Here is a 24206-nt window from a genome sequence, read left to right on the forward strand (position 1 = left end):
CTATCGTCCCATTATAAGTGAGTTGGGTCGGCGTTCCAGCGCACGGGCCAGGCTTTCGACCGCCGTTGCGGCCCGCGCCAAGGCGGTCATCGCGGCCCGGGCGCTGCGGTTGATTTCCGATCCCTGATCATAGCCCGCCAGCGTGGCCGAGGCCTGCCGCAGCAGCGCTTCGATGCGGGCACTGATCTTGGGCAGGTCCACTGTTGCCTCCTCGACGGCGGCTGCGGCAGAGCGGGCCGAGGCCATGGTCTGGTTCAGGGCCGCGACGCTTCCCCCTTCGCGCAGCTCCGCCAGCGCCAGCCGCATTTCTTCGAGCGTCGCGTTCAGCGTCTGGGGAATGGCGCGGGTTCCGGGGTGTTCCAGCAGGGTTTCGACATCCGCGACCACATCCGTGACCCGCGTGACCAGCGCCTCCAGCGGCAAATCCCGTGCGGTGGCGGCTGTCTCGGTCAGGCTCTCGATCAGGCCCGGAACGCCGCTCAGGCTGGCCTCGGCCGAGGCGGCGACGGCGCCTGCAGCTTCGACGGTCTGCACCAGTTTCTCCACCGCGCGGGCCTCTTCGACCTGGGTGATCAACCCGCGCAGATCGGCAACGGTGGCATTCAGATCTGACAACAGTCGCGCGCCCTGGACCGGGAGGGCCTGGGTTTCGGCTGCGCTAACGACCCCGCGCACGTCGCCCAGCAGGGCCCGCACATCGCCGGGAATGGCGCGGACCGTGTCATCCTGCACCAGCACCGACGTATTGGCCGCCAGACCGGTGGCGGTATCGAGGAAGCGCACGGCCGATTGCATCAGCTCCTCGATCGGCAGATCCCCGAGCCGCGCCATCATGCCCTCGGCGCTGGCGGCGGCGTCGGAAATGTCACTCTCGGTGACGGGGATCAGCGGGTAGGGGGCATTGTCACGCCGCAATTCGGCGGCGGGGGCGTCGGGCACATCGACCAGCTCGACCTTCAGCCCGGTGGCAAACAGCCCGGTCGAGGCCAGCCGCGCCCGCAGCCCGCCCCGGACCCGTCGCGCGAGGAAATCTTCGACCGCCTCATCCACCGCCTCATCCGCGATCTCGACCCCGGCGTCGAGCGAGGCAAGCCGCAGCTCTCCGGGGTTCAGCTCGACGCTGATCTGCAGGCGGACCTTGCTGTCATTGTAGCGGGCTTCGTCCACGATTGCGGTGATGCCGGTCACATCGCCGATCTTCAGGCCGCGCACTTCGACCGGGGCACCGATCTCCAGCCCGCTGACGTTGTCCTCGAAAATGATGGTGAAGGGCACGCCGGTGCCGCGGCCCGCGTCAAAGACATTCTGGCGGGCGTCGCTCTGCGAGGCGAAGACCTGAAACGCGTCGTCCTGCGCCGCAGGAACGCCGCCGGAAATCACCGTGTCAAAGCTCACGCCGCCTGCAATGAGCGAGGACAGCGAGGAGAAATCCAGCTCCGCACCACTGGCCCCCAGCGAGAAGGAGAAACCGGAGGTGTCCCAGAATCGTGTGGTCGAACGCACAAGCTGATCATAGGGCGCAAAGATCACAGCAGGTGCCGTGGCGATCTGACGGTCCGCCGACAGCTCCGGCGTGCCGATCCGGCCAACCTCTAGCCCCTTGTAGGTGATCGGTGCATTCGCGGTCAGGGCGACGCCGGCGGCGGCCTCCAGCATCAGCAAAAGCCCCGCGTCGCCGGGCGCCAGAAGCGGGGCCTTGGACTGGCCTTCGTGGCGCAGCACCACGCCGCCCGGCTCCGCATCCCAGACACCGGCGATGAAGACACCGGACAGCACCGTATTCAGGCCACTGACGCCGGTTGTGGTGACCTCGGGTTTGACCACCCAAAAGGCCGCGTCCTGATCGACATAATCCGCGATGTCCTTGTTCAGCCGCACCTTGACGGAGACCTTGTCGAGGCCGGCTTCAAACTCCACCGTTTCCACATGGCCCACGATCACGTCCCGATAGCGCAGCTCGGTGCTGCCTGCGGCAATGCCGGAGGCCTCTTCAAAGGCGATATCGATCAAGGGCCCCCGCGCCGACCAGGTCTGCAGGGCGAGCGCCACGGCGATGATCACCGCCGTCAGCGGCACCAGCCAGACAAGGGAAATGCGCTGGTGCAGGGGGCGGCGGGCCGGGGTGGTTTTCAGCTCTGGCGGGTCAAGGGGCAAGGGTGTCGTCTTTCTCATCTTCAAGCTGATCCCAGATCAGCCGACTGTCAAAGCTCTGCGCGGAAATCATCGTGAATACAACCGTCAGCGCAAAGGTGAGGCTGGCGGGACCCGGTTCAACCGAGGCAATGCTGCCCAGATGGACCAGCGCCGACAGGATCGCCACCACAAACACATCGATCATCGACCACCGGCCAATATATTCCACCATTTCATAGAGCAGATGCTGTGTCCTCGGGCGGGTGGAGGCGGGGCGCGCGACGCTGATCGCAAGATAGGCGATGGCGAGGAATTTCAGCGTCGGAATCACCACGGAGGCCAGCAGAATGATCGCCGCCACACTGTAGGAGCCGTGCTCGGCCAGGGTGATGGCACCGCCGACAATCGTATCCTGCGAGACCGAGCCGAGCGTGCTGGTGCGCAGCATCGGGTAGATGTTGGCGGGCACGTAGCAGATCAGCGCCACCAGCCACCAGGCCCAGACCCGCTGCAGGGAGCCGCTGTCGCGCGATACCAGCGCACTGCCGCAACAGGGGCAGATCTCGGTTGTGACAGGCCAGGCGCGGGTGCAGTCGCGACAGCCCACAAGGCCCGCATCCCGTGCGGTCAGGACATCCGCCCGGTCGCTCATGTCCGATGTTCCCGCAACGGTGCAGGGATGTCGCGATCCGGGACCTGCTCCAGCGCATCCCAGACAGACCGGCTGCAGAGATTGCGCTGGACCTGCAGCACCAGAAACACCAGACCCGCAAACATCCAGAACGCAGGGCCGAATTCCACCTGGGCCAGATCCTTGACCTTGATCAGCGCCACGGCACAGCCAAGCGCAAAGATCTCGGCCATCGACCAGGGTTTCAGCCGCTCGGAGAGGCGAAACGCAGCGCGGGCGCCGGGGCGCGGCGGGTGGTCGAACACCAGCGGCACCAGCACATAGAGCAGCAACCCCATCCGCAGCGCCGGGATCGCCAGAATGCAGCCGGCGGTGAACAGCACCAGAAGCGCCAGCTCCCTGTTGGTGAAGGCCAGCACCACATCGAGCACCGAGGTGGCATTGTGCAGACCGGCGGCCGAGATCTTGAGGAACGGGAAGAACAGCGTCGCCACCAGGAACACGAGGCTTGCCGCCGCCAACGAGATGATCTGCATGCCGGCCCGCCGCCGAGGGGCCGCAAGGACCCGGTGGCACCGGTGACAGATCGCATCTTCGCCGGGCGCCACCTTTGGCATCCGGTACAGCGCGTCGCAGGACGGGCACACCACCAGCGCGCCAAGGTCGTCCGCCGCTGTGATCGAAACGTCGTTTTGACGCACCATGTCCTGTGTGATCCTGTCCGGAGTAGCTTTCTTCGATACAGTGACGGCGGGGCGGGGAATAGGCAAGGTGTCTCGCTCCGGCCGCCTGCTGTCGGTCACCACAACAGCCGCAGCCCGGCGCCGAGGAGCGAGGCTGTGACGAGAATGCGGAATATCCCCCAGCGCCCCCCAAAGGCCAGCACGCCGCACAGCAGAAACAGCGCCAGCGCCAGCCCGTCGACCGAGGCAGGCTCCGGGTGCCAAAGTGTCACCGGCCCCCATTGCCTGCGGGTCACGTCGGAAAACAGGACATGAAGCGCGAACCAGATCGACAGGTTGAGGATCACCCCGACAACCGCAGCGGTGATCGCGCTCAGGGCGGCTTTCAGGCGCGGCTGTCTGCCGATCCATTCGATGTAGGGCGCGCCGGCAAAGATCCACAGGAAACACGGCGCAAAGGTCACCCATAGCGTGACCAGGGCGGCTGCGAGACCCAGCACCGGCCCACCCTCGCGGGCGCCGGCCAGAAACCCCACGAACTGCGTCACAAGGATCAGCGGGCCCGGCGTGGTCTCGGCCAGACCGAGGGCATCGACCATTTCCACTGCGCTCAGCCAGCCGAACCGGACGACCACATCCTGCGCCATATAGGCCAGAACGGCGTAGGCACCGCCAAATGTCACAACCGCGAGGGTGGAGAAGAATTTGCCCAGCTCCAGCAGGATCTCGGGGACGGCCAGCCACCCCAGCGCCGCCAGCGGCAGCAGCCAGATCGCCAGCCAGATCGCGATGGTCGCCAGCGATCCGCGCAGGGAAATCGCGTCTGTATCCGCGTTCATATCCCCGTTTGCATCCATGCTGTCCTGCCCCGCTTGCCTGCTGGCCAGACGCCAGCCCAGAAGGGCTGCGATCAGGATGATCAGCGGGTAGGGCAGCGACAGAAAGAAAATACCGACAAAGGCGGCCCCGGCGATCGCCCAGTGCAGCCTGTGTGACAGGGCCTTTTTTGCAACGCGGACCAGCGCCTCGACAACGATCACCAGAACCGCCGCCTTGATCCCGAAAAACAACGCCTCGACCAAAGGCACATGGCCGAAACTGCTGTAGATCGCGGCGAGGGCCATGATCACCACCGCGCCCGGGATGACAAACAACAGCCCCGCCACCAGCCCGCCCAGGGTGCCATGCATCCGCCACCCGGCATATGTGGCCAGCTGCATGGCTTCGGGCCCCGGCAACAGCATGCAGAAACTCAACCCGTCCAGAAACTGCCGTTCGGACAGCCATTTCCGACCCTCGACAATTTCCCTGTGCATGAGCGCAATCTGCGCCGCAGGGCCGCCAAAGGACAGCAGGCCAATCCTTGCCCAGACCCGCGCAGCCTGCGCCAGTGTCGGCGCCGCATCCGCCGCGGTTTCGGTCGCATTTGCCATGATCATATCCCTGTCGGTGGTGCGGGCCGGTGGTGGTCTTTGAGTGCTATGGGGCGCGCCTGGCGAGCGCCGCTCTCGCGAGCGCATTCAGTTCCATCCCGATCTTCCGGACCATCGTGGCGAATGTGCATGTCTCGCCCCGGCGGGTCCAGACCACATTTGCGCGATCGAAGGCCTGCGTGCAAAACATCCCATCCCCGCCGACGCCAGGAGGGGCGGTCCAGGGGGGGGCCAGGGGGGGGCCAGGGGGGGGCCAGGGGGGGGCCAGGGGGGGGCATCCTTGCGCCATGGACGAGGCTGTCGGGATCTACCGACGGACAAACAGCACCCCTCTGCGCGGCAGAGGCAAAGCCGCTGCACCACGGGCCTATTCTGGCGGGTGCTCTTCAGTTCTGTATTTCATCGGTGGAATGGTGGAGCCTAGCGGGATCGAACCGCTGACCTCCTGCATGCCATGCAGGCGCTCTCCCAGCTGAGCTAAGGCCCCATTCTGCACTGTTCAGGCTGTGCGCCCGTTCGGTGTGAGAGGTCGTTTAAGGGAGGACCGTCTGTGCTGCAAGCGGAAAATGCAGCGACCCGGACAGTTTTTTCCACCCTCATGTGCGGCTCTGTATATGCGGCCCTGTGCAAGTCTCGCCGCAAAGGGAACTGCGGCCCCACGCCCCTGTCTCAAGGCACGTGGGGAAGCGGCAGATCTTCAGGTTTCCTCGTCATCCGAGGCAACATCCGCGATTTCGTCGAGCGAGACTTCGTCCTCGTCGTCATCATCTTCGAGGACGTCATCCCCAAGATCCAGATCAACGGTTTCCTCGTCATCCTCGAGCACGGCATCATCAGCGTCTTCGTTCTGCTTGGCCTTCAGGCTTGCAGCATCTTCGGCATCGGCTTCGATCATCCGGCTTTTGGATGTGTCGATCACCACGACGTCGCCTGTGTAGGGGCTGACGATCGGGTTCTTGTTCAGGTCGTAAAAGCGTTTGCCGGTGGTCGGGCAGACACGTTTCGTACCCCATTCTTCCTTGGGCATTGGGATCCCCTTGATAAAAGCGTGAGTCGTTCGACGATTCAGGTGCCTTGCCATATGCGGCGGAGCCTGTCAAAGCCTTTGCGTGCCTGCGTCCGGAGAGGGTAAACCATGTCAGAACTGCGCCTGCCCGGCGATCCAGAGGTGTGGGTGAAACTTCGCAGATCGGCCCGCGCGCGCCGTTTGTCCCTGCGCATCTCTGCGCTGGACGGCCGGGTGACGCTGACTTTGCCGCAGCGGGTGCCCGAACGCGAGGGCCGCGCCTTTCTGCTGGAAAAGGAAAACTGGATCCGCAGCCACCTTGCCCGCCAGCCCGATCACCTTCGGGTGGCGCATGGGGTGGTGCTGCCGCTGGATGGTGTGGCCACCGAGATGCGGCCGGGCACAGGGCGTCGGGTGATCTGGCGCGCCGGGGTGCTTGAGGTGCCCGGACCCGCGCCCGCCCGCCGACTGGAGCGGTTCCTGCGCGAGGTGGCACGCGACCGGCTGGCGGCCGCATCCGACCACTACGCGGAGAAACTCGGCCGCCGCTATCACAGCCTCACGCTGCGCGATACCCGGTCGCGCTGGGGCTCCTGCTCCTCTGCGGGCGGGTTGATGTATTCGTGGCGGCTGATCCTGGCCCCGCCCGAGGTCTTGCAATATGTCGCGGCGCATGAGGTCGCCCACCTGCAGGAGATGAACCATTCGCGCGCCTTCTGGGAGGTGGTGCAGGCGCTCTATGGTGACTATTCCGCCGCGCGGACATGGCTGCGCACCGAGGGCAACGCGCTGCACCGCTACCGGTTCCAAGATGCGCCGGAGGGCGAAGGGGATTGATCTCCGCCGCTTTTGTGATCACATGTGCAGATGGATAAAATTCTGACCGGGAACCGGCCGATTGCCGAAAACACAGGATCTGCGCATGACCGGGTGTACCGTGCCTTGCGCACGCGGATCATGCATGGGGCCATTTCGCCGGGCGAGGCGCTGACCCTGCGGGGAATCGGCAAGGACTATGGTGTCTCGATGACGCCTGCCCGGGAATCGGTGCGCAGGCTGGTGGCCGAGGGGGCGCTGTTTCTGTCCAGCTCCGGCCGTGTTTCAACCCCCGAACTCTCCAACGAGCGGATCGAGGAGCTGGCGGCGCTGCGGGCCTTGCTGGAGGTGGAGCTGGCCAGCCGCGCGCTGCCACGGGCGCATATGGCGCTGATCGACCGGCTGCAGGCGATCAATGGCACCGTCGCCGAGATGATCTCGAAGCGGGACGCCATCGGCTATATCCGGACCAATCTGGAATTTCACCGCACGCTCTACCTGCGGGCGCAGGCGCCGGCGATGCTGGCCATGGCCGAAACCGTCTGGTTGCAGCTCGGACCGACCATGCGTGCGCTCTATGGCCGTCTGGGGCGAACCGAGCCGCCCTATTATCACAAGCTCATCATTGCGGCGCTCAAGGCGGGTGATGAACCGGGGCTGCGGCTGGCCGTGCGCACTGATGTGACGCAGGGGCTGCGTTTGCTGGTGGGCTAGACGGGCTGGACTGGCCAGGTAGGCGGCGGACGAGACAGGTGGCGGGCATTGATCGGTCCTTGTCCGGCCAATGTCTCGCCACTCTGCGCCGCCACTCTACGCCGGGGGACTTATTGCTCCAGCGCGGTGATCATATCCACGCGGGTGCCATGGCGGCCGCCTTCGAACTCCGCCGAGAGGAAGGCATCGACGATATCGAGCGCCACCCCTTCGCCGACCACACGGGCGCCGATTGACAGCATGTTGGCGTCGTTGTGCTGGCGGATCATCCGGGCGGAGAATGTATCGGAACAGACGCCGCACCGGATCCCCTTGACCTTGTTCGCAGCCATCATGATGCCCTGGCCGGTCCCGCAGAGCACTATGCCCAGCCGACAATCGCCGGACACGATCCGCTGTGCCGCCGCTTCGCCGTGTTTGGGGTAGTGGGTGCTTTCCGGTGTGGTCGGGCCGATATCGACCACCTCCCATCCAAGTGTCGTGATATGGGCGGCGAGGGTCTGACGCAGGGCGATAGCGGCGTGGTCGCTGGAAAGAACGATGCGGTTGTTGGCAGTCATGTCAGGGGCGTCCCGTTTCAGAAGGCGAGTAAGGGGTGGCAGTGGTGGGGTCACCGGAGCGGAGCAGCTGTTGCGCGTGTGGGCGGTTCAGTCAGACCGGTCGGCTCAGTCAAATCGCGCGGCTCAGGCGGCCAGACCCTTTGATCCGATATCGAGGAATTTCTTCCGCCGGTCTGCGATCAGCTCGGCCGGCTTCATGTCGCCCAGCTCGGCCAGCATTTCGCGCAACGCCGCCTCGACCGCCCGAAAGCTGGCGTCGGGGTGGCGATGGGCACCGCCGAGAGGTTCCGGAATGATCCGGTCGGCGACATCCAGCGCCTTCAGGTCCTGTGCCGTCAGGCGCAGCGCTTCTGCGGCTTCCCGCATCTTTTCCGCGTCTTTCCACAGGATCGAGGCACAGCCCTCGGGGCTGATGACGGAATAGACCGCATGTTCCAGCATCGCGACCCGGTTGGCTGTGGCAAAGGCGACAGCGCCGCCAGAGCCGCCTTCGCCGATAATGACCGAGATCAGCGGCACACCGATTTTCAGGCACATCTCCGTTGACCGCGCGATGGCCTCTGACTGGCCACGCTCTTCGGCCCCTTTGCCGGGGTAGGCGCCCGTGGTGTCCACCAGCGTGATCACCGGCAGACCAAACCGGCCGGCCATTTCCATCAGGCGCACCGCCTTGCGATAGCCTTCGGGCCGCGCCATGCCAAAGTTGTGGGTGATGCGGGATTTGGTGTCAGAGCCCTTCTCATGGCCAATCACCATCACCGGCTGATCGTTGAACCGGGCCAGCCCGCCCATCACCGCCAGGTCATCGGCAAAGTTGCGATCCCCGGCCAGCGGCGTGTATTCGGTGAACAACTCGTTGATGTAATCGCGGCAATGCGGGCGCTCCGGATGCCGCGCCACCTGACATTTCCGCCAGGGCGTCAGGTCCTTGTAGAGGTCCTGCAGAAGCTGCGCGGCCTTTTTGTCGAGCGCTGCGGCCTCGTCGTCCACATCCATTTCTTCGTTGCTGCGTGCCATCGCGCGCAACTCTTCCGCCTTGCCTTCGATTTCGGCCAGCGGTTTTTCGAATTCAAGATACTGGGTCATGCTGTCTCTACTGTCACGGTTTGCCCGTTATATGGACTTACCCGGCCCCTGATGCAACTCTCCGTATTGGATCGGGATTGCCTCGGGGCGCTGCGACCGCGGTGAGCGCCGCCGGGACGGCAGGTGCAAGGGGGGCTGAGCGGCAGAGGTCAGCCGGTCCAGACCACCGGATAGAGCGAGGCGACCAGCAGCGCCGCCATGGTCCAGTTGAAGGCCACAAGCCGTTTCGGGCTGGTCAGAAACCGGGCCATCTGCTGCCCCAGCACGGTCCATGATCCGACAGAGGGCAGGTTGATCGCTCCGAAGATCAGGCCCACCAGCAAAATGGCCCAGAGCGTGCGCTCGGGGGTGTAGGCGCTGATGGCGGTCAGGGCCATGGCCCAGGCCTTGGGGTTGACCCATTGAAAGGCCGCAGCCTGCAGGAAGCTCATGGGGCGTCCGGTCCCGTCCCGGGTTTTCACCGGGGCCGCATGGGCGATTTTCCACGCAAGATAAAGCAGATACAGCACCGAGGCCACTTTCAGCAGCGTGTAGGTGACCGGCAGGAGATCAAAGATCTGCACCAGTCCGGCCCCCACCAACAGCAGCATGAACACAAAACCGAGCGCCACGCCGAGCATATGCGGAATCGTGCGCCGAAAGCCGAAATTCGCCCCGGAGGCCATCAGCATCAGGTTGTTGGGCCCCGGCGTGATCGAGGAGACAAAGGCAAAGAGCGCAAGCGCCGCGAGCAGGTCATGGGTCATCATGCACAATATCCTGCGCCAAAACCCGGGGTTTGAAATTGCGTTTCCGATGAGTTTCCAGATATGTTCGCAACAAATGGCGAAGAATGATAAAATCAACCAACATATATTGCGCGAGCTGACCCGTGATGGCCGGCTCTCCAATCTCGAACTGGCTGACCGTGTGGGCCTGTCTCCTTCGGCCTGCTTGCGCCGGGTGCAGGAGTTGGAGCGGGACGGCGTGATCACCGGCTATCGGGCGGTTCTGGACCGAAGCGCGATGGGGATCGGCTTTGTCACCTATATCGGGGTCAGTCTTGGGGAGCACACGAAGGACGCGCAGGCGGCGTTTGAACAGGCGATGTCTGCTGCGCCGGAGGTAGTGGAATGTCATAATATCACCGGGACCATCGAATATATCCTGCGCGTGGAATGTGCTGATCTGCCAAGCTACAAGCGGTTTCATACGGATATTCTCGGCACCTCTCCCTTCGTAACAGGGATCACGACCTATGTAGTGATGGGGTCGCCCAAGGATCTGCGGGCCTGAGGCGCGTGGTGTTGCACGCGGTGCGGACGCTCTGGTGTCGGGATCCTGACGAATGGAAACTAGCCTGTCGGGGATCGCGATCATATGCCGGGCAACCTGTTGTCCGGCCAGCCCATGGAGACGGCTTCCCCACGCGGGGAGCGTGCAGAGACAACGTTTAGCGCGCGGGCGGATACGCCCGTCTACATCCGATCTGGCGGCGCCGCCACCTTATCGTTCCCGCCTCGTTTCGAGCTTGATACAAAGGGGCCTTTTGGCAAACGGACGTTCCAAACGGGGAGCGGGCCGGGTTTGCCCGTGTCCCGGAGGGGTTGCGCTGCACGTTGTGCATCGCCGGGGGGCGGGGGCCGCGCCTTCGGCGCGGCCCCCGCCCGGCCCAACGCTTTTGGGGGAGGCTTTGCCTCATTCCGAAAAGGGGCGGGAGCCTCACCCCTTCTGGTGATCGCAGACGAAGGATCGCTCGGTAGAAGGTTCACTCGGACTGGCACCGCGCCTGTTTTCTCGGGCGCCGGTATCGGGCATCGGACGGAGGCGCCGACGATCGGTCCCCTGCGCTATCCGGCCTGCGCGATCAGCTCCGACTGGGCTACAATGACTTCGGCCTGTTTGATGGACGCGATATCGACCAGCCGACCTTTGTAGACTGTCGCGCCCTCGCCCTTGGATTTGGCGTCCTCCATGGCCGCAAGGATGTCGCGGGCCTCGGCGACGGCCTCCTCTGACGGGGTGAACACCTGATTGGCCAAAGCGATCTGTTTCGGATGGATCGCCCATTTTCCGACCATCCCCAAAGTCGCAGAGCGTTTGGCCTGCGCGATATAGCCCTCGTCGTCGGAGAAATCACCAAACGGCCCGTCCACAGGCAGCACCCCATGGGTGCGGCAGGCGGCGACGATCGCGGCCTGCGCCCAATGCCACGGGTCCGACCAGTGCTTTGCCCCGTCGCGCAGCATGTAGTAATCCTCCTGGGTGCCGCCGATGCCCGTCGTCTGCATGCCCATGGAGGCGGCAAAATCCGCAGCTCCGAGGCTCATCGCCTGCAGGCGCGGCGAGGCGGCTGCGATGGCTTCGACATGGGCGATCCCCGCGGCCGATTCGATGATAACTTCGAAAGAGACCGATCTGGCCCGCCCCTTGGCCCGTTCGACTGCGGTGACCAGCGCATCCACCGCATAGACATCCTCTGCGCAGCCCACTTTGGGAATCATGATCTGGTCCAGCCGGTCGCCGGCTTGTTCCAGCAGGTCCACCACATCGCGGTACCACCACGGAGTGTCGAGCCCGTTGATCCGGACCGACAGGGTCTTGCGGCCCCAATCGACGGTGTTGATTGCCTCGATGACATTGGCGCGGGCCTGGTCCTTGTCTGATGGCGCCACGGAATCTTCGAGATCGAGGTTGATGACATCGGCTGCCGAGGCCGCCATCTTGGCAAAGAGTTTGGTGTTTGAGCCGGGACCGAACAGTTGGCAGCGGTTGGGGCGGGCGGGCGCGGCGGGCTGGATCCGAAAGCTCATCAGGGTTCTCCGGGTTCGTAAATTTCAAAAATCATCCTAATTTGGTTATTTCGTTGCGTGGCGAAAGGCAAGCGGCTTTTGCTTCTGCAGCACGATTATGCCGCAGCGCAACGCGCCCCATCCAGCGGCGCGCTTGTTTCAGCGCAAGAGGCGCGCTCAGAGGGAGAATCTTCGGCAAATTGGCGAACGGACGGGCATTTCTTCGATGGGTCTGCGCTGCAGCGGCAAAAAAGAGAGGAACTTGCAGTCCCTTTGCCGCAAGTTAACGTGGATTGCGACACATCCATAAAAGGACGCCGGATATGATCGAGACCCCCTATTTGCTGTTTCTCGGCGATGCGCCCGACATGCTGGCTGCGAAAGTTGCCATTGGTATCCGCGACTGGCGCCCGGATCATGCGGTTGGCCAGATCAGCCTGCCCGGATGCGGTGCCGACCTCGGGCTGACCGAAATGACGCTGGAAGAGGCCCGTGCGGCCGGGGCAAAAACGCTGGTGATCGGCGTTGCCAACCGCGGAGGTCTCATCAGTCCGGAGTGGAAGAAGGTGCTGGTTCAGGCCTTGGAAGAGGGGTTCGACATCGCCTCTGGCCTGCACAACCTGCTGCGCGACGAGCCGGACCTGGCGGCGGTCGCCGAAGCGACCGGGCGCAAGCTGCATGACGTTCGGGTGCCCTCGGTCAAATACCCGATCGCCGATGGCAAGCACCGCAGCGGCAAGCGCTGTCTCGCTGTCGGCACCGACTGTTCCGTCGGCAAAATGTACACGGCGCTGGCCATGGATGCAGAGATGCAGGCGCGTGGCATGAAGTCCACCTTTCGCGCGACCGGCCAGACCGGGATCCTGATCACCGGCGACGGGGTGCCGCTCGATGCGGTGATTGCCGATTTCATGGCCGGTTCGATTGAATATCTGACCCCTGACAATGACCCGGATCACTGGGATCTGATCGAGGGGCAGGGGTCCTTGTTCCATATCTCCTATTCCGGTGTGACCATGGCGCTGGTGCACGGCGGGCAGCCGGATGCGCTGATCCTCTGTCATGAGCCGACCCGCAGCCACATGCGTGGTCTGCCCGACTATGATGTGCCGACGCTGGAAGAGCTGCGGGACGTGGCGCTGCCGCTGGCGCTGCGGTCCAACACGGCCTGTCAGATCGTCGGGATCTCGGTGAACACCCAGCATCTGAGCGAGGATGATGCCGTGGCCTATCTGAAAGAGGTCGAAGACCGGATGGGGCTGCCTGCGGTCGATCCCTATCGCCATGGTGCAGGGCGTCTGGTGGACGCGCTTGCCGCGATCTGATCTGTCCTGTGCGGCGGAGGCGTCTGGCGCGCTGTCGGATGCCTCCGGTGGAGGTATTTTGGAAAAGATGAAATCGGGGGCCGCAGCTTTGCGCAGCCGACCCGGGGATGACAGAGAGGGGATGGCATGCGGATCAGTGTAACATCAGATATTTTCAGGCTGGCTCAGGTGTTCACCATCTCTCGTGGGTCGCGGACCGAAGCCCATGTGCTGACGGTGCGGATCGAGGACGGGGGGCACACAGGCTGGGGCGAATGTGTGCCCTATGCGCGCTATGGCGAGACGCTGGCCTCTGTGACGGCCGAGATCGAGGGGCTGCCTGCGCATTTCACGCGCGACGAGCTGCAGCAGCTGCTGCCTGCGGGGGCGGCGCGCAACGCAGTGGATTGCGCGCTGTGGGACCTTGAGGCGAAACAGGCGGGAAAGCGGGTTTGGGAGCTGGCAGGTCTGGCGGCCCCGGGACCGGAGATCACCGCCTATACCCTGTCGCTGGCTGAACCGGAAGAGATGCGCGCGCAGGCGGCCCTGAATGCTCATCGTCCCCTGCTGAAAATCAAGCTGGGCACGCCCGAGGATATGCCGCGCCTTGAGGCCGTGCGGGCGGGGGCGCCTGAGGCGCGGATCATTATCGATGCCAACGAGGGCTGGTCGGCGGATGTCTATGCCGAGCTGGCGCCTCATCTGCTACGGTTGGGGGTGGAGCTGGTCGAACAGCCTTTGCCCGCCGGTGAGGATGAGGCTTTGATCGGCCTGGAGCGCCCGGTGCCGGTCTGCGCCGACGAGAGCTGCCATGATCGCGCCAGCCTGGCCGGGCTTCGTGGAAAATATGACGTCGTCAATATCAAGCTGGACAAGACCGGCGGGTTGACCGAGGCGTTGAAGCTGCGTGATGCGGCCCTGGCGGAGGGCTATCAGGTGATGGTTGGCTGCATGGTGGGCTCGTCGCTGGCGATGGCGCCCGCAACGCTGTTGGCGCAGGGGGCATTGGTGACGGATCTTGACGGGCCGCTGCTTCTGGCCGAAGACCGCCCGGATGCGCTGGTCTTTGATGCGGCGGGAGTGCACCCGCCAAAATCGGCGCTTTGGGGCTAAGGAGATGACAATGACCCGTACCGTATATGTGAATGGCGACTACCTGCCGGAAACCGAAGCCACGGTCTCGATCTTTGACCGTGGGTTTCTGATGGCGGACGGGGTCTATGAGGTGACCTCTGTTCTGGGGGGCAAGCTGATCGATTTCGAAGGCCACGTGGTGCGGCTGAAGCGGTCGCTGGATGCGCTGGACATGGCCGAGCCCTGCAGCCGTGACGACCTGTTGGAGATCCATCGCAAGCTGGTGGAGCTGAACGGGATCGACGAGGGTTTGGTCTATCTCCAGGTGACGCGCGGATCTGACGGCGACCGGGATTTCGCCTTTCCTGCTGCGGATACGCCGCCGACACTGGTGCTGTTCACCCAGAACAAACCCGGTCTTGCGGACAGTCCGGCGGCGAAAAAAGGCGCCAAGATCATATCGATCGAGGATATCCGCTGGGGGCGCCGTGACATCAAGACGGTGCAGCTTCTCTATCCGTCCATGGGCAAGATGATGGCAAAGAAAGCGGGCTGTGATGACGCCTGGATGGTTGAGGACGGCCATGTCACCGAGGGCACGTCGAACAATGCCTATTTCGTCAAGGATGGCGTCATCGTGACCCGCCCGCTGTCGACAGAGATCCTGCATGGGATCACCCGCAAGGCCGTGTTGCGGCTGGCCTCCGAGGCGCAGCTGAAGATTGACGAACGCCTGTTCACCATTGAAGAGGCCCAGGCCGCAGACGAGGCCTTTACCACCTCGGCGTCGGCCTTCGTGATGCCTGTTGTCGAGATCGACGGGGTCAGCCTGGGCGATGGAACGCCCGGCCCGATTGCCCGGCGTCTGCGCGAGATCTACCTGGAAGAAAGCGTCAGGACGGCGATCTGATCCAGACCGCGTCATACCTCGCGAAACTATGCCGCTCCGGAGATCCCCGGGGCGGTTTTCGTATGAAGGCAGGGTCGCTCGTGACAGTGGACCCGCGCGTTGCTGGTCTGCATGTGGCAGCATGGACCGGGCGGAGAAGATTTGCCACATCCGCCGCCGTGGTCGACACGTGATTGGGCTGCGGTCGGCGGGCTAGCCCGTCGTGTCGCTCCCTACGTTCTCGGCGAAGGCCTGTTTGAAGGCGCTCTGCTTGTCTGCGGTGGCCTCGGTCTGGTGGTTGGCTTTCCAGTCGCTCATGCTCATGCCGTAAAAGATCTCGCGCGCGGCCTCCTTGTCGAGGTCGATGCCGCGCGCATTGGCGGCTTCCTGATACCAGCGGCTGAGGCAATTGCGGCAAAACCCGGCGAGGTTCATCATGTCGATGTTCTGCACATCGGTGCGGTCCTGCATCAGGTGCTGGCGCAGACGACGAAAGGCCGCCGCCTCCAGTTCGATCTGGGTCTGGGCGTCGATATCCGGCTGAGTGCTCATGTCTGGCTCCTGTGTCCGCGTGCTGCAGGGGTCGTACCGACAGAGGTAGCAACGCCCGGTCAAGGGGGCAAGGGCGCAGGGGGGGGCAGGTCACGGCCACACGCGCCTTGCCTGCCATATCTGCCTCTGCCATATCCGCCTCTGGCAGGCCCGGATCTGCACCGAATCTGCACCGGAACCACGCGGGGCACCACCAGTTGTCTCTTATGGATGGCATGATCGTAGATGATCAGCCAGCGGCTGTTGCCGGGCGGGCCATGGGTGAAATAGGCTGACTATGTCATGGGCCCGTATTGGATCCGTCTTGGGCCTGTCATCATTTGATAGCGCAGCTTTAGAAGAGTTGCGGCATAATGTGAATTGAGCCATAAGACCGACAACGATGTTTGCGTTAACATGCATCGGGTGCTCCTGACCAGGACAGGGGTGCCGATGCGGGAACGCAGGTCTCAACAACGGCCCCTTGCCGTTCGCACCCGATAGCCGGAGGAAATAAAGAGCCCATGAAACGTACACGCAACGTCAAGATCGTGGCCACTCTCGGCCCGGCATCCGAAACCTACGAGACGATCCGCGCCCTGCATGAGGCCGGCGCCGATGTGTTTCGTCTGAACATGTCCCACGGCAGCCACGAGGAAATTGCGGCCAAGCACAAGATCATTCGTCAGATCGAATCCGACCTTGATTCGACCATCGCCATCCTTGCCGACCTGCAGGGGCCGAAGCTGCGGGTCGGCGTCTTTGCCAGCGGATCCGAGGAACTGGTCGAAGGCGCGAAGTTCCGGCTTGATCTGGACGCTGCCGAGGGCGACCTCAACCGGGTCTGCCTGCCCCATCCCGAGATCTTCCAGGCTCTGGAGCCGGGCGCGCATCTGCTGGTCAATGACGGCAAGATCCGGCTCAAGGTCGAGGACTGCGGCGATGACTTTGCCAATTGCGTGGTGATCACCGGCGGCACCATCTCCAACCGCAAGGGCGTCAACGTGCCGGACGTGATTCTGCCACTGGCGGCGCTGTCCGAAAAGGACCGCGCGGATCTGGAATTCGTCTGCAATCTGGGTGTCGACTGGCTGGCGCTGTCCTTTGTGCAGCGGGCCAAGGACGTGTTTGAAGCCCGGCAACTGGCCGATGGTCGTGCAGCGGTGCTGTCGAAAATCGAAAAACCCTCGGCCGTGGACAACTTTGCCGAAATCCTCGATGCCTCTGACGGGATCATGGTGGCGCGGGGCGATCTCGGTGTCGAGCTGCCGGTGGCCGCAGTGCCGCCGATCCAGAAGCGTCTCATCCGGAAATGTCGCGCAGCCGCCAAGCCGGTGATCGTGGCCACCCAGATGCTGGAGAGCATGATCGAGAGCCCGATGCCGACGCGGGCCGAAGTCTCTGACGTGGCGACGGCCATCTACGAGGGCACCGATGCGATCATGCTCAGCGCTGAATCCGCTGCGGGCCAATATCCGATCGAGGCGGTGCAGACCATGGACCGGGTCGCCACCGAGGTGGAACAGGACCCGACCTACCGCGAGATCATCTCCGCATCGCGCTCCTCAAAGGGGGACACCATCGCCGACGGTATCGTCGCCGCTGCCCGTGAAATCGCCGAGAAGACGGAGATAAAGGCGATCTGCTGTTTCACGCAATCGGGCACCACTGCGCTGCTTACGGCGCGGGAGCGGCCCAACGTGCCGATCATTGCCATGACGCATCTGCAGGGAACGGCCCGCCGTCTGGCGCTCAGCTGGGGCTGCAACTGTGTGGTCACGGCGCGGGTGGACCGGTTCAAAGGGGCGGTCGTCTCGGCCGCACGGGCGGCGCGCTCTGGCGGCTTTGCAACCGAAACCGATCAGGTGGTGGTGACCGCCGGTGTGCCGTTCAATGTGCCCGGCACCACCAATATCCTGCGTATCGCCCCCTGCGATGAGCGCATGATTTACAACACCGACCCGGAATAATAGGCTGCCCCCGACCGTATAACAGGGGGTCGCTCGCGATGGATACGGATGCGGTGTTGGTGATTGGGCTGGTCCTGATCTGGCTCGGAATCCCGTCGTTCTTTTCGGCCTATGCAAGTCGCCGCAGCCCCCTGGCTGCGGCGCTTATGTTTGCGCTGGGCGCAGGCTGTCTGGTCTGGGCGGTGATGGCCCATCCGGGGGGCTATGCTTTCTATGATGTGCCGGATGTGTTTTTCCGCGTCATTGCTCGTCTGCTCTAGGTAAAATGGGCTTGCTCTTGCGGCGGTGCTGCCGTAAAGGGCACGTCTGATCGCGGGACCGGCCAAAGTGGCATGCCGAGTCGCGTGTGTAGCGAACCTACGAAGAAGGAGACGGAAATGCCCAAGATGAAGACAAAATCGAGCGCCAAGAAGCGCTTCAAGGTGACGGCGACAGGCAAGGTCCTGGCAGGTCAGGCCGGCAAACGCCACGGCATGATCAAACGTCACAAGAAATTCATTCGTGATGCCCGTGGCAGCACAACCCTGTCCGCCCCCGACGCAAAGATCGTCAAGGGCTACATGCCCTACGACCGCTAAGAGGAGATAAGAGATATGTCCCGCGTTAAAGGTGGTACCACAACTCACGCCCGTCACAAGAAGGTCATCAAGGCCGCCAAAGGTTACTATGGCCGCCGCAAGAGCACCTTCAAAGTCGCCCGTCAGGCCGTCGACAAGGCAAACCAATATGCAACCCGTGACCGGAAGAACCGCAAGCGCAACTTCCGCGCTCTGTGGATCCAGCGTATCAACGCCGCGGTCCGTGGTCACGACGAAGCTCTGACATACTCCCGCTTCATCAACGGTCTGAACCTGGCCGGTATCGAAGTGGACCGGAAAGTTCTGGCGGATCTCGCCGTGCACGAACCCGAAGCATTCGGCGCCATCGTGCGTCAGGCTCAGGACGCGCTGGCCGCCTGAGGGCTGTCTGCCGGGTCTTGACCCGTTATTCGTCAGTTTGGTCAATCCGACCTGACCGAAACCCGCCGGTGCAGACCGGCGGGTTTTTTCGTGCGTATTTTTTCGGGCCGTCGTTCGTGCCGTCGTTCGGGCCGTGGTCATGCCCGTTGCAATAGGTGCCGCTCGCAATACGTGCAGGGTCACACCCAGCGTTGCGGTCGGGGCGAAAGCCGCCGCCCCCTGCGATGTGGCCTATTCCGGTTGCGATGAAATCCGCCGCGCCAGCGAGGCGATCACCAAGGCGCCGATCGGCCACATGGACCAGGCGTAGCCGCTCCAGCTGAACAGGTTGATGCACAGCAGGAAGGCGGCAATCACCCAGAGCTTGACCGGCAGCGACAGGATCTCGCTGCGGCCAAACAGGAGGTCGGCATTGCGCAATCCGTATTGGGCGGCGACCACCAGCAGTACCCAATGGGACCAGAAGCCGCGGCCGGTCGAGATGTCGACGATAAACAGGCCCGCCGCGATCAGCGCCAGAGTCGCGCCCGCACGGCCAAAGCTCAGCGGGCGCTGCCGGCCGTCACAATTGCGCGCGAACAGGGCGCGTGCGCGGCGGCCGCTGGAGGGCCCGGCCTGAGGCGGCGCGCCGTCGAACACCCGCGTCGGGGCGTCGGAAAACGGGTCGGGGTCCTGCCAGACCTGCGCGGTCTTGCTGCGCCGGGGGGCGCCGAGCGCGATCCGGTAAACGGGAATGTCCTCGGGCATATTGCGCGGCCGTCGGTCGCCGAGATATTCGAACCCGATGGTGAGCTTGTTTTTCACATGGTCGTAGACCTGCTGCGAGATCAACACCCCGCCAGGCTCTGCCATGGTCTGCAGCCGGGCGGCAAGATTGACGCCTTCGCCAATCAGATCCTCTCCGTCGCAGATCACATCGCCCAGATGCACGCCGATTCGGAAGGACAGGGCGGTATCCTTTGCGGCGAGTTCCTGCTGCACCTCGATTGCGCATTGCACGGCCTCCACCACCGAGGGGAAATCCGCGATCAGCCCGTCCCCTGCGGTATTGGCGACCCGGCCGCCGTGGCGGGAGATGAGCTTGAAGAACACATCCCGTGCGGCCTGAAGCTCGGTGAAGGTGCCGACTTCATCTGCGGTCATGGCGGTGCTGAACTGCTCTGCATCGGCAGCCAGGATGGTGGTCAGTTTCCGTGTAATCCGTTCGGTCATGAAATCCGGCTCCGTGCAAGCTCTGCCGCTAAGGTGGGCCTTTGGTACGCCGCATGCAAGAGCGGCGATTGTCACGGCCCCCGGCTGGCGTGCGCGATCGTGGGCTGACGGCGACACCCGGGGCGGGCCAGGGGACGCCGGCGCTTGCTTTCGACGCCTCGTGTGGTAGCAGGGCACAAAGCGAGACGTGAGGGGCCGTCATGGACGATCTTAAAGCAAAATACCTGGCGCAGATTGCCGAGGCGGGTGATGAGAACGCATTGGAGGCCGTGCGCCTCGCCGCTGTCGGCAAGAAGGGCGAAGTCGCCCTGAAGATGCGCGAGCTGGGCAAGATGAGCCCGGAAGAACGCCAGGTGGCAGGCCCGGCGCTGAACGCATTGAAGGATGAAATCAATTCCGCCCTCGCCGCCAAGAAGGCCGCATTGGGCGACGCGGCGCTGGACGAACGGCTGCGCTCGGAGTGGCTCGATGTGACGCTGCCGACCCGGCCGCGCCGTCAGGGCAGCCTGCACCCGATCAGCCAGGCCTCGGAAGAGCTGACCGCGATCTTCGCCGAGATGGGGTTTTCTGTGGCCGAAGGGCCGCGTGTGGATACCGACTGGTACAACTTTGACGCGCTGAACATCCCCGGCCACCACCCCGCGCGGGCCGAGATGGATACATTCTACATGCACCGCGCCGAGGGCGACAACCGCCCGCCGCATGTGCTGCGCACGCACACCAGCCCGGTGCAGATCCGCTCGATGGAGAAGATGGGCGCGCCGCTGCGCATCATCTGTCCGGGCGGCGTCTATCGCGCGGATTACGACCAGACCCACACGCCGATGTTCCACCAGGTCGAAGGCCTGGCGCTGGACACCGATATCTCGATGGCGAACCTGAAGTGGGTGCTGGAGGAATTCGTCAAATCCTTCTTCGAGGTGGACGATGTGGAGCTGCGCTTCCGGGCCTCGCATTTCCCCTTCACCGAACCCTCTGCCGAGGTCGACATCCGCTGCAGCTGGGAAGGCGGCACGCTGAAGATTGGCGAGGGCGACGACTGGCTCGAGATCCTCGGTTCCGGCATGGTACATCCGAAGGTGATCGCCGCCGGTGGCATCGACCCGGACACGTATCAGGGCTTTGCCTTCGGGATCGGGATCGACCGTCTGGCGATGCTGAAATACGGCATCCCCGATCTGCGCGCCTTCTTCGAGAGCGACCTGCGCTGGCTGCGTCACTACGGGTTCAGCTGCCTCGATGTCCCGACGCTGCATGGTGGCCTGAGCCGTTGACAAGCACGCGCCTCAACGTGGCTTTTCGCCGGTTAAGAGAGGAGCTTTCGGGCGACCGTTCTGGCGCAATCACGGTTACTGTGGTTACACACGCGACGGATGAAGAGATACAGAGAATTCAAGATTATGCGTTGCTGGCCGATGATGGATACGTTGTTCTCCATGACGAGCAAAACTATCTAGCAAGTGGCCTTGCCTCTACTGAATGGCCAAAGACTGAAAATGATGGGCGGCCTATCCAAAGAGAGATTATTTATCGAGTTACTTCCAAAGGTTTTGCAGTAGCAGAACCTAATTTGAAGCGATGGGGCCGAAATGTGCAGGTGAACATTCCTACTATTCTTGTTTCCGTTGTTGCCTCGTTGGTCGCAGGATGGCTGGCGAAATTAACTGGTCTCTAATTTGATTTCCAGCCGGGTCGCTTGCGGCTCGGCACGCGTCCGCCCGCCCCACGGCGGGCGCGTTGCGCCCACCCGGTCGGCCGCGCGCCTTGGGTTGCGATGTTCCCCACGTCGCTTTGCGCCTGTTTGGGCTCGGGTACGGCGGTTTTGAATGGCCTCATTACTTGCAACGGGCGGCAATCTTTGCCATTGCCTCTGCTAACCGCATTCACCTGCCAAAAGGGCGCTGAGACATGAAATTCACCCTCTCCTGGCTGAAAGACCACCTCGACACCGATGCCTCGGTCGAGGAGATCACCGAAACCCTGACCGACCTCGGGCTGGAGGTCGAGGAGGTCGTGAACCCCGCCGACAGCCTCGGGGCCTTCACCCTGGCCAAGGTGGTGGGCGCAGAGCAGCACCCCGACGCCGACCGTCTGCGGGTCTGTCGCGTGCTGACCGATGAGGGCGAGAAGCAGATCGTCTGCGGCGCTCCCAATGCGCGCGAGGGCATCACCGTGGTGCTGTGCAAACCGGGCGACTACGTGCCGGGGCTGGATTTTACCCTCTCCGTGGGCAAGATCCGGGGCGTCGAAAGCCATGGCATGATGGCGTCCTGGAAGGAATTGCAGCTGGGCGAGGATCACGATGGCATCGTGGAGCTGCCCTCCGGCGAGGTGGGCGACAGGCTGGTGGACTGGCTGGCGGCGAATGACCCGGCCAAAGTCGATCCGATGATCGACATCGCGATCACCCCGAACCGTCCCGATGCGCTTGGCGTCTATGGCATTGCCCGCGATCTGGCCGCGCGGGGGCTCGGGACGCTGAAGACCACCGACTACAGGCCCGTCGAGGGGCAATACGCAAGCCCGATCAAAGTGACCATCGATGACGACACGCAGGACGGCTGTCCGCTGTTCACCGGCCGTCTGATCCGGGGCGTCACCAATGGCCCCAGCCCGAAATGGCTGCAGGACCGGTTGGTTGCCATCGGCCTGCGGCCGATTTCGGCGCTGGTGGATATCACCAACTTCTTCACCTTCGATCAGAACCGACCCTTGCATGTCTTTGACGCGGCCAAGGTCGCAGGCAACCTGCGGGTGCATCGTGCGGCAGGCGGCGAAGAGATCGAGGCGCTCGACGAAAAAACATATGTGATGCAGAAGGGCCAGATGGTGATTTCTGATGATCGCGGCGTCGAGAGCATCGCGGGCATCATGGGCGGCGCCGAAACCGGCTGCACCGATGACACGGTGGATGTGTTCCTCGAGAGCGCCTTTTGGGACCATATCCAGATCGCCACAACCGGGCGTGCGCTGAAGATCAACTCCGATGCGCGATACCGGTTTGAGCGCGGCGTCGACCCGGAATTCACCTTTGAGGGTCTGGAGCGCGCGACGCAGATGATTCTGGATCTCTGTGGCGGAGAGCCCTCCGAGGTGGTCACCGCGGGCGATGTGCCCGATCACGCCCGGACCTACCGGCTGAACGCGGAACGGGTCCAGTCGCTGGTCGGCATGGACATTCCCGAAAGCGAGCAGCGCCAGACCCTCACCCGTCTGGGGTTCCGGCTGGAGGGCAACATGGCGCATGTGCCCAGCTGGCGCCCGGATGTGCAGGGCGAGGCCGATCTGGTCGAGGAAGTCGCGCGGATTGCCTCTCTGACCAAACTTGAGGGCAAGCCGCTGCCGCGTCTCACCTCGGGTATTCCGGCCCCGGTGATGACGGCGCAGCAGCGGCGGCTGCAGATGGCGCGGCGCACCTGTGCGGCGCTGGGCTACAACGAGGTGGTGAGCTACACGTTCATCGATCAACCCGTAGCCGGGCTCTTTGGTGGCGGCACCGATGCGACCATGCTGGCCAATCCGATTTCCTCGGAGATGTCGCATCTGCGCCCCGATCTGCTGCCGGGGCTGCTGCAGGCTGCTGCGCGCAACCAGGCGCGGGGCATTTCGGATGTGGCGCTGTTCGAGGTCGGCCCTGCCTTCACCGGTGGCGAGCCCGGTCAGGAGCGTATCCAGATCTCCGGGCTGATGGTGAACCGGGACGGGCCGAAGGATGTGCACGGGGCCTCGCGGGTGATGGATGCCTTCGACGCCAAGGCCGACGCCGAGGCGGTGCTGGCGGCCATCGGTGCCCCCGCCAAGGTGCAGATCCTGCGCGAGGGCGATGTCTGGTGGCATCCGGGACGCCACGGGCGGATCTGCTTGGGGCCGAAAAAGACCCTCGGCGTGTTCGGAGAGCTGCATCCCAAGGTGCTGAGCGCGCTCGGGATCAAGGGCACGGCGGTGGCCTTCACCCTCTACCCCGAGGAAATCCCGCTGCCCCGCAAGAGCGGTGCCACACGTGCGGCGCTGGAGATCAGCGATCTGCAATCGGTGGAGCGGGACTTTGCCTTCGTGGTCGATGCAGAGGTCGAGGCGCTGACGCTGGTCAATGCGGCGTCCGGCGCCGACAAGGCGTTGATCGAGGACGTGCGGGTCTTTGACGAATTCATCGGCGGGTCGCTGGGCGAAGGCAAGAAATCCCTCGCTCTCGCCGTGCGTCTGCAGCCCAAGGGGCAGACGCTGATCGAAAAGGACATCGAGGCGGTCAGCGAGAAAATCGTCGCCAAAGTGACCAAGGCGACCGGCGGCACGCTGCGCGGCTGACCCCGGTCACGACCACGACTGAACAGAAGGAACGCGCCTTGCGGTCAGGGCGCGTTTTTTTGTGGGCACCGCCCGGAGGTGGGATGGCGCGACGGCAGCCTCAGTAGGCCCCCGCCTGCACTGCGGCTT

At 63.8% G+C, this 24206-nt stretch carries 24 protein-coding genes and 1 tRNA gene; 13 read left to right on the forward strand and 12 right to left on the reverse strand.

Annotated elements, in window-relative coordinates:
- The 6 genes from FGE21_RS09745 to FGE21_RS09770 all read right to left on the reverse strand — a co-directional run bounded on the left by FGE21_RS09745 (position 1) and on the right by FGE21_RS09770 (position 5907).
- Entirely contained in the window at positions 1 to 2172 is a 2172-nt protein-coding gene (locus FGE21_RS09745; RefSeq protein ID WP_139663094.1) for an intermembrane transport protein PqiB, read from the reverse strand.
- Positions 2144 to 2785 (reverse strand): paraquat-inducible protein A, encoded by a 642-nt coding sequence (locus FGE21_RS09750; protein ID WP_139663095.1) that lies wholly within the window; start codon positions 2783 to 2785, stop codon positions 2144 to 2146. The genes FGE21_RS09745 and FGE21_RS09750 overlap by 29 nt, the downstream gene beginning before the upstream one ends.
- Complete coding sequence (locus FGE21_RS09755) at positions 2782 to 3468, reverse strand: paraquat-inducible protein A (RefSeq protein ID WP_139663096.1); 687 nt, start codon at positions 3466 to 3468, stop codon at positions 2782 to 2784. Before FGE21_RS09755 ends, FGE21_RS09750 begins: the two co-directional genes overlap by 4 nt.
- A gap of 95 nt (positions 3469 to 3563) precedes the next feature.
- On the reverse strand, positions 3564 to 4880 hold the full coding sequence (gene chrA / locus FGE21_RS09760) for a chromate efflux transporter (protein ID WP_139663097.1): 1317 nt from the start codon (positions 4878 to 4880) through the stop codon (positions 3564 to 3566).
- 411 nt (positions 4881 to 5291) lie between these two features.
- A tRNA-Ala gene (locus FGE21_RS09765) sits at positions 5292 to 5367 on the reverse strand.
- Between the two features lie 210 nt (positions 5368 to 5577).
- The gene (locus FGE21_RS09770; protein ID WP_139663098.1) at positions 5578 to 5907 is read right to left on the reverse strand and encodes a TIGR02300 family protein; all 330 of its coding nucleotides are present in this window, start codon (positions 5905 to 5907) and stop codon (positions 5578 to 5580) included.
- 108 nt (positions 5908 to 6015) lie between these two features.
- On the opposite strand from FGE21_RS09770, the gene FGE21_RS09775 reads away from it, so the two are divergent.
- Together FGE21_RS09775 and FGE21_RS09780 are read left to right on the forward strand one after the other, a co-directional pair.
- Positions 6016 to 6723, forward strand: coding sequence for a M48 family metallopeptidase (locus FGE21_RS09775; RefSeq protein ID WP_139663099.1), 708 nt, complete (start codon positions 6016 to 6018; stop codon positions 6721 to 6723).
- Between the two features lie 30 nt (positions 6724 to 6753).
- Positions 6754 to 7416, forward strand: coding sequence for a GntR family transcriptional regulator (locus FGE21_RS09780; protein WP_139663100.1), 663 nt, complete (start codon positions 6754 to 6756; stop codon positions 7414 to 7416).
- 110 nt (positions 7417 to 7526) lie between these two features.
- Here the strand turns inward: FGE21_RS09780 and rpiB are convergent, their stop codons facing one another.
- The 3 genes from rpiB to FGE21_RS09795 form a co-directional block, all read right to left on the reverse strand.
- Entirely contained in the window at positions 7527 to 7976 is a 450-nt protein-coding gene (rpiB, locus tag FGE21_RS09785) for a ribose 5-phosphate isomerase B (RefSeq protein WP_139663101.1), read from the reverse strand.
- Positions 7977 to 8099: 123 nt separating this feature from the next.
- Positions 8100 to 9062 carry an acetyl-CoA carboxylase carboxyltransferase subunit alpha gene (locus FGE21_RS09790; protein ID WP_139663102.1) on the reverse strand — a complete coding sequence of 321 codons (963 nt, stop codon included), beginning with the start codon at positions 9060 to 9062 and terminating at the stop codon, positions 8100 to 8102.
- 149 nt (positions 9063 to 9211) lie between these two features.
- Entirely contained in the window at positions 9212 to 9808 is a 597-nt protein-coding gene (locus FGE21_RS09795; protein WP_139663134.1) for a LysE family translocator, read from the reverse strand.
- Positions 9809 to 9884: 76 nt separating this feature from the next.
- Here FGE21_RS09795 and FGE21_RS09800 point away from each other — a divergent pair, with 76 nt between their 5' ends.
- A complete protein-coding gene (locus tag FGE21_RS09800) occupies positions 9885 to 10337 on the forward strand; it encodes an Lrp/AsnC family transcriptional regulator (protein ID WP_139663103.1) in 453 nt (150 codons plus the stop codon).
- Between the two features lie 554 nt (positions 10338 to 10891).
- Here the strand turns inward: FGE21_RS09800 and FGE21_RS09805 are convergent.
- Entirely contained in the window at positions 10892 to 11854 is a 963-nt protein-coding gene (locus FGE21_RS09805; protein WP_139663104.1) for an L-malyl-CoA/beta-methylmalyl-CoA lyase, read from the reverse strand.
- A 302-nt stretch (positions 11855 to 12156) separates the two neighbouring features.
- Here FGE21_RS09805 and dgcN point away from each other — a divergent pair, with 302 nt between their 5' ends.
- The 3 genes from dgcN (at position 12157) to FGE21_RS09820 (ending at position 15121) form a co-directional block, all read left to right on the forward strand.
- The gene (dgcN, locus tag FGE21_RS09810; protein ID WP_139663105.1) at positions 12157 to 13158 is read left to right on the forward strand and encodes an N-acetyltransferase DgcN; all 1002 of its coding nucleotides are present in this window, start codon (positions 12157 to 12159) and stop codon (positions 13156 to 13158) included.
- A 126-nt stretch (positions 13159 to 13284) separates the two neighbouring features.
- Positions 13285 to 14250 (forward strand): N-acetyl-D-Glu racemase DgcA, encoded by a 966-nt coding sequence (gene dgcA / locus FGE21_RS09815; RefSeq protein WP_139663106.1) that lies wholly within the window; start codon positions 13285 to 13287, stop codon positions 14248 to 14250.
- A gap of 10 nt (positions 14251 to 14260) precedes the next feature.
- Complete coding sequence (locus FGE21_RS09820) at positions 14261 to 15121, forward strand: D-amino-acid transaminase (RefSeq protein WP_139663107.1); 861 nt, start codon at positions 14261 to 14263, stop codon at positions 15119 to 15121.
- A 192-nt stretch (positions 15122 to 15313) separates the two neighbouring features.
- On the opposite strand, the gene FGE21_RS09825 is transcribed toward FGE21_RS09820, so the two are convergent.
- Entirely contained in the window at positions 15314 to 15652 is a 339-nt protein-coding gene (locus FGE21_RS09825) for a DUF1244 domain-containing protein (protein ID WP_255731479.1), read from the reverse strand.
- A gap of 503 nt (positions 15653 to 16155) precedes the next feature.
- On the opposite strand from FGE21_RS09825, the gene pyk reads away from it, so the two are divergent.
- From pyk to rplT, 4 genes are all read left to right on the forward strand, one after another.
- The gene (gene pyk / locus FGE21_RS09830) at positions 16156 to 17601 is read left to right on the forward strand and encodes a pyruvate kinase (protein ID WP_139663108.1); all 1446 of its coding nucleotides are present in this window, start codon (positions 16156 to 16158) and stop codon (positions 17599 to 17601) included.
- A 38-nt stretch (positions 17602 to 17639) separates the two neighbouring features.
- Positions 17640 to 17861 (forward strand): hypothetical protein, encoded by a 222-nt coding sequence (locus FGE21_RS09835; protein ID WP_139663109.1) that lies wholly within the window; start codon positions 17640 to 17642, stop codon positions 17859 to 17861.
- A 117-nt stretch (positions 17862 to 17978) separates the two neighbouring features.
- Positions 17979 to 18179, forward strand: a complete 201-nt coding sequence (gene rpmI, locus FGE21_RS09840; RefSeq protein ID WP_139663110.1) for a 50S ribosomal protein L35 — start codon at positions 17979 to 17981, stop codon at positions 18177 to 18179.
- A 15-nt stretch (positions 18180 to 18194) separates the two neighbouring features.
- Positions 18195 to 18560 carry a 50S ribosomal protein L20 gene (gene rplT, locus FGE21_RS09845; protein ID WP_139663111.1) on the forward strand — a complete coding sequence of 122 codons (366 nt, stop codon included), beginning with the start codon at positions 18195 to 18197 and terminating at the stop codon, positions 18558 to 18560.
- 231 nt (positions 18561 to 18791) lie between these two features.
- On the opposite strand, the gene FGE21_RS09850 is transcribed toward rplT, so the two are convergent.
- The gene (locus FGE21_RS09850; RefSeq protein WP_139663112.1) at positions 18792 to 19772 is read right to left on the reverse strand and encodes an adenylate/guanylate cyclase domain-containing protein; all 981 of its coding nucleotides are present in this window, start codon (positions 19770 to 19772) and stop codon (positions 18792 to 18794) included.
- A gap of 200 nt (positions 19773 to 19972) precedes the next feature.
- On the opposite strand from FGE21_RS09850, the gene pheS reads away from it, so the two are divergent.
- The 3 genes from pheS to pheT all read left to right on the forward strand — a co-directional run bounded on the left by pheS (position 19973) and on the right by pheT (position 24077).
- Positions 19973 to 21046 (forward strand): phenylalanine--tRNA ligase subunit alpha, encoded by a 1074-nt coding sequence (gene pheS / locus FGE21_RS09855; RefSeq protein ID WP_139663113.1) that lies wholly within the window; start codon positions 19973 to 19975, stop codon positions 21044 to 21046.
- Positions 21043 to 21447 (forward strand): hypothetical protein, encoded by a 405-nt coding sequence (locus tag FGE21_RS09860; RefSeq protein ID WP_139663114.1) that lies wholly within the window; start codon positions 21043 to 21045, stop codon positions 21445 to 21447. The genes pheS and FGE21_RS09860 overlap by 4 nt, the downstream gene beginning before the upstream one ends.
- Positions 21448 to 21680: 233 nt before the next feature.
- Positions 21681 to 24077: a phenylalanine--tRNA ligase subunit beta gene (gene pheT / locus FGE21_RS09865; RefSeq protein WP_139663115.1), complete on the forward strand. Its 2397-nt coding sequence runs from the start codon at positions 21681 to 21683 to the stop codon at positions 24075 to 24077.
- Positions 24078 to 24206 lie beyond the last annotated feature (129 nt).

The sequence above is a fragment of the Phaeobacter sp. B1627 genome (assembly GCF_006265095.1).
In the GTDB taxonomy this organism is placed as follows: domain Bacteria; phylum Pseudomonadota; class Alphaproteobacteria; order Rhodobacterales; family Rhodobacteraceae; genus Epibacterium.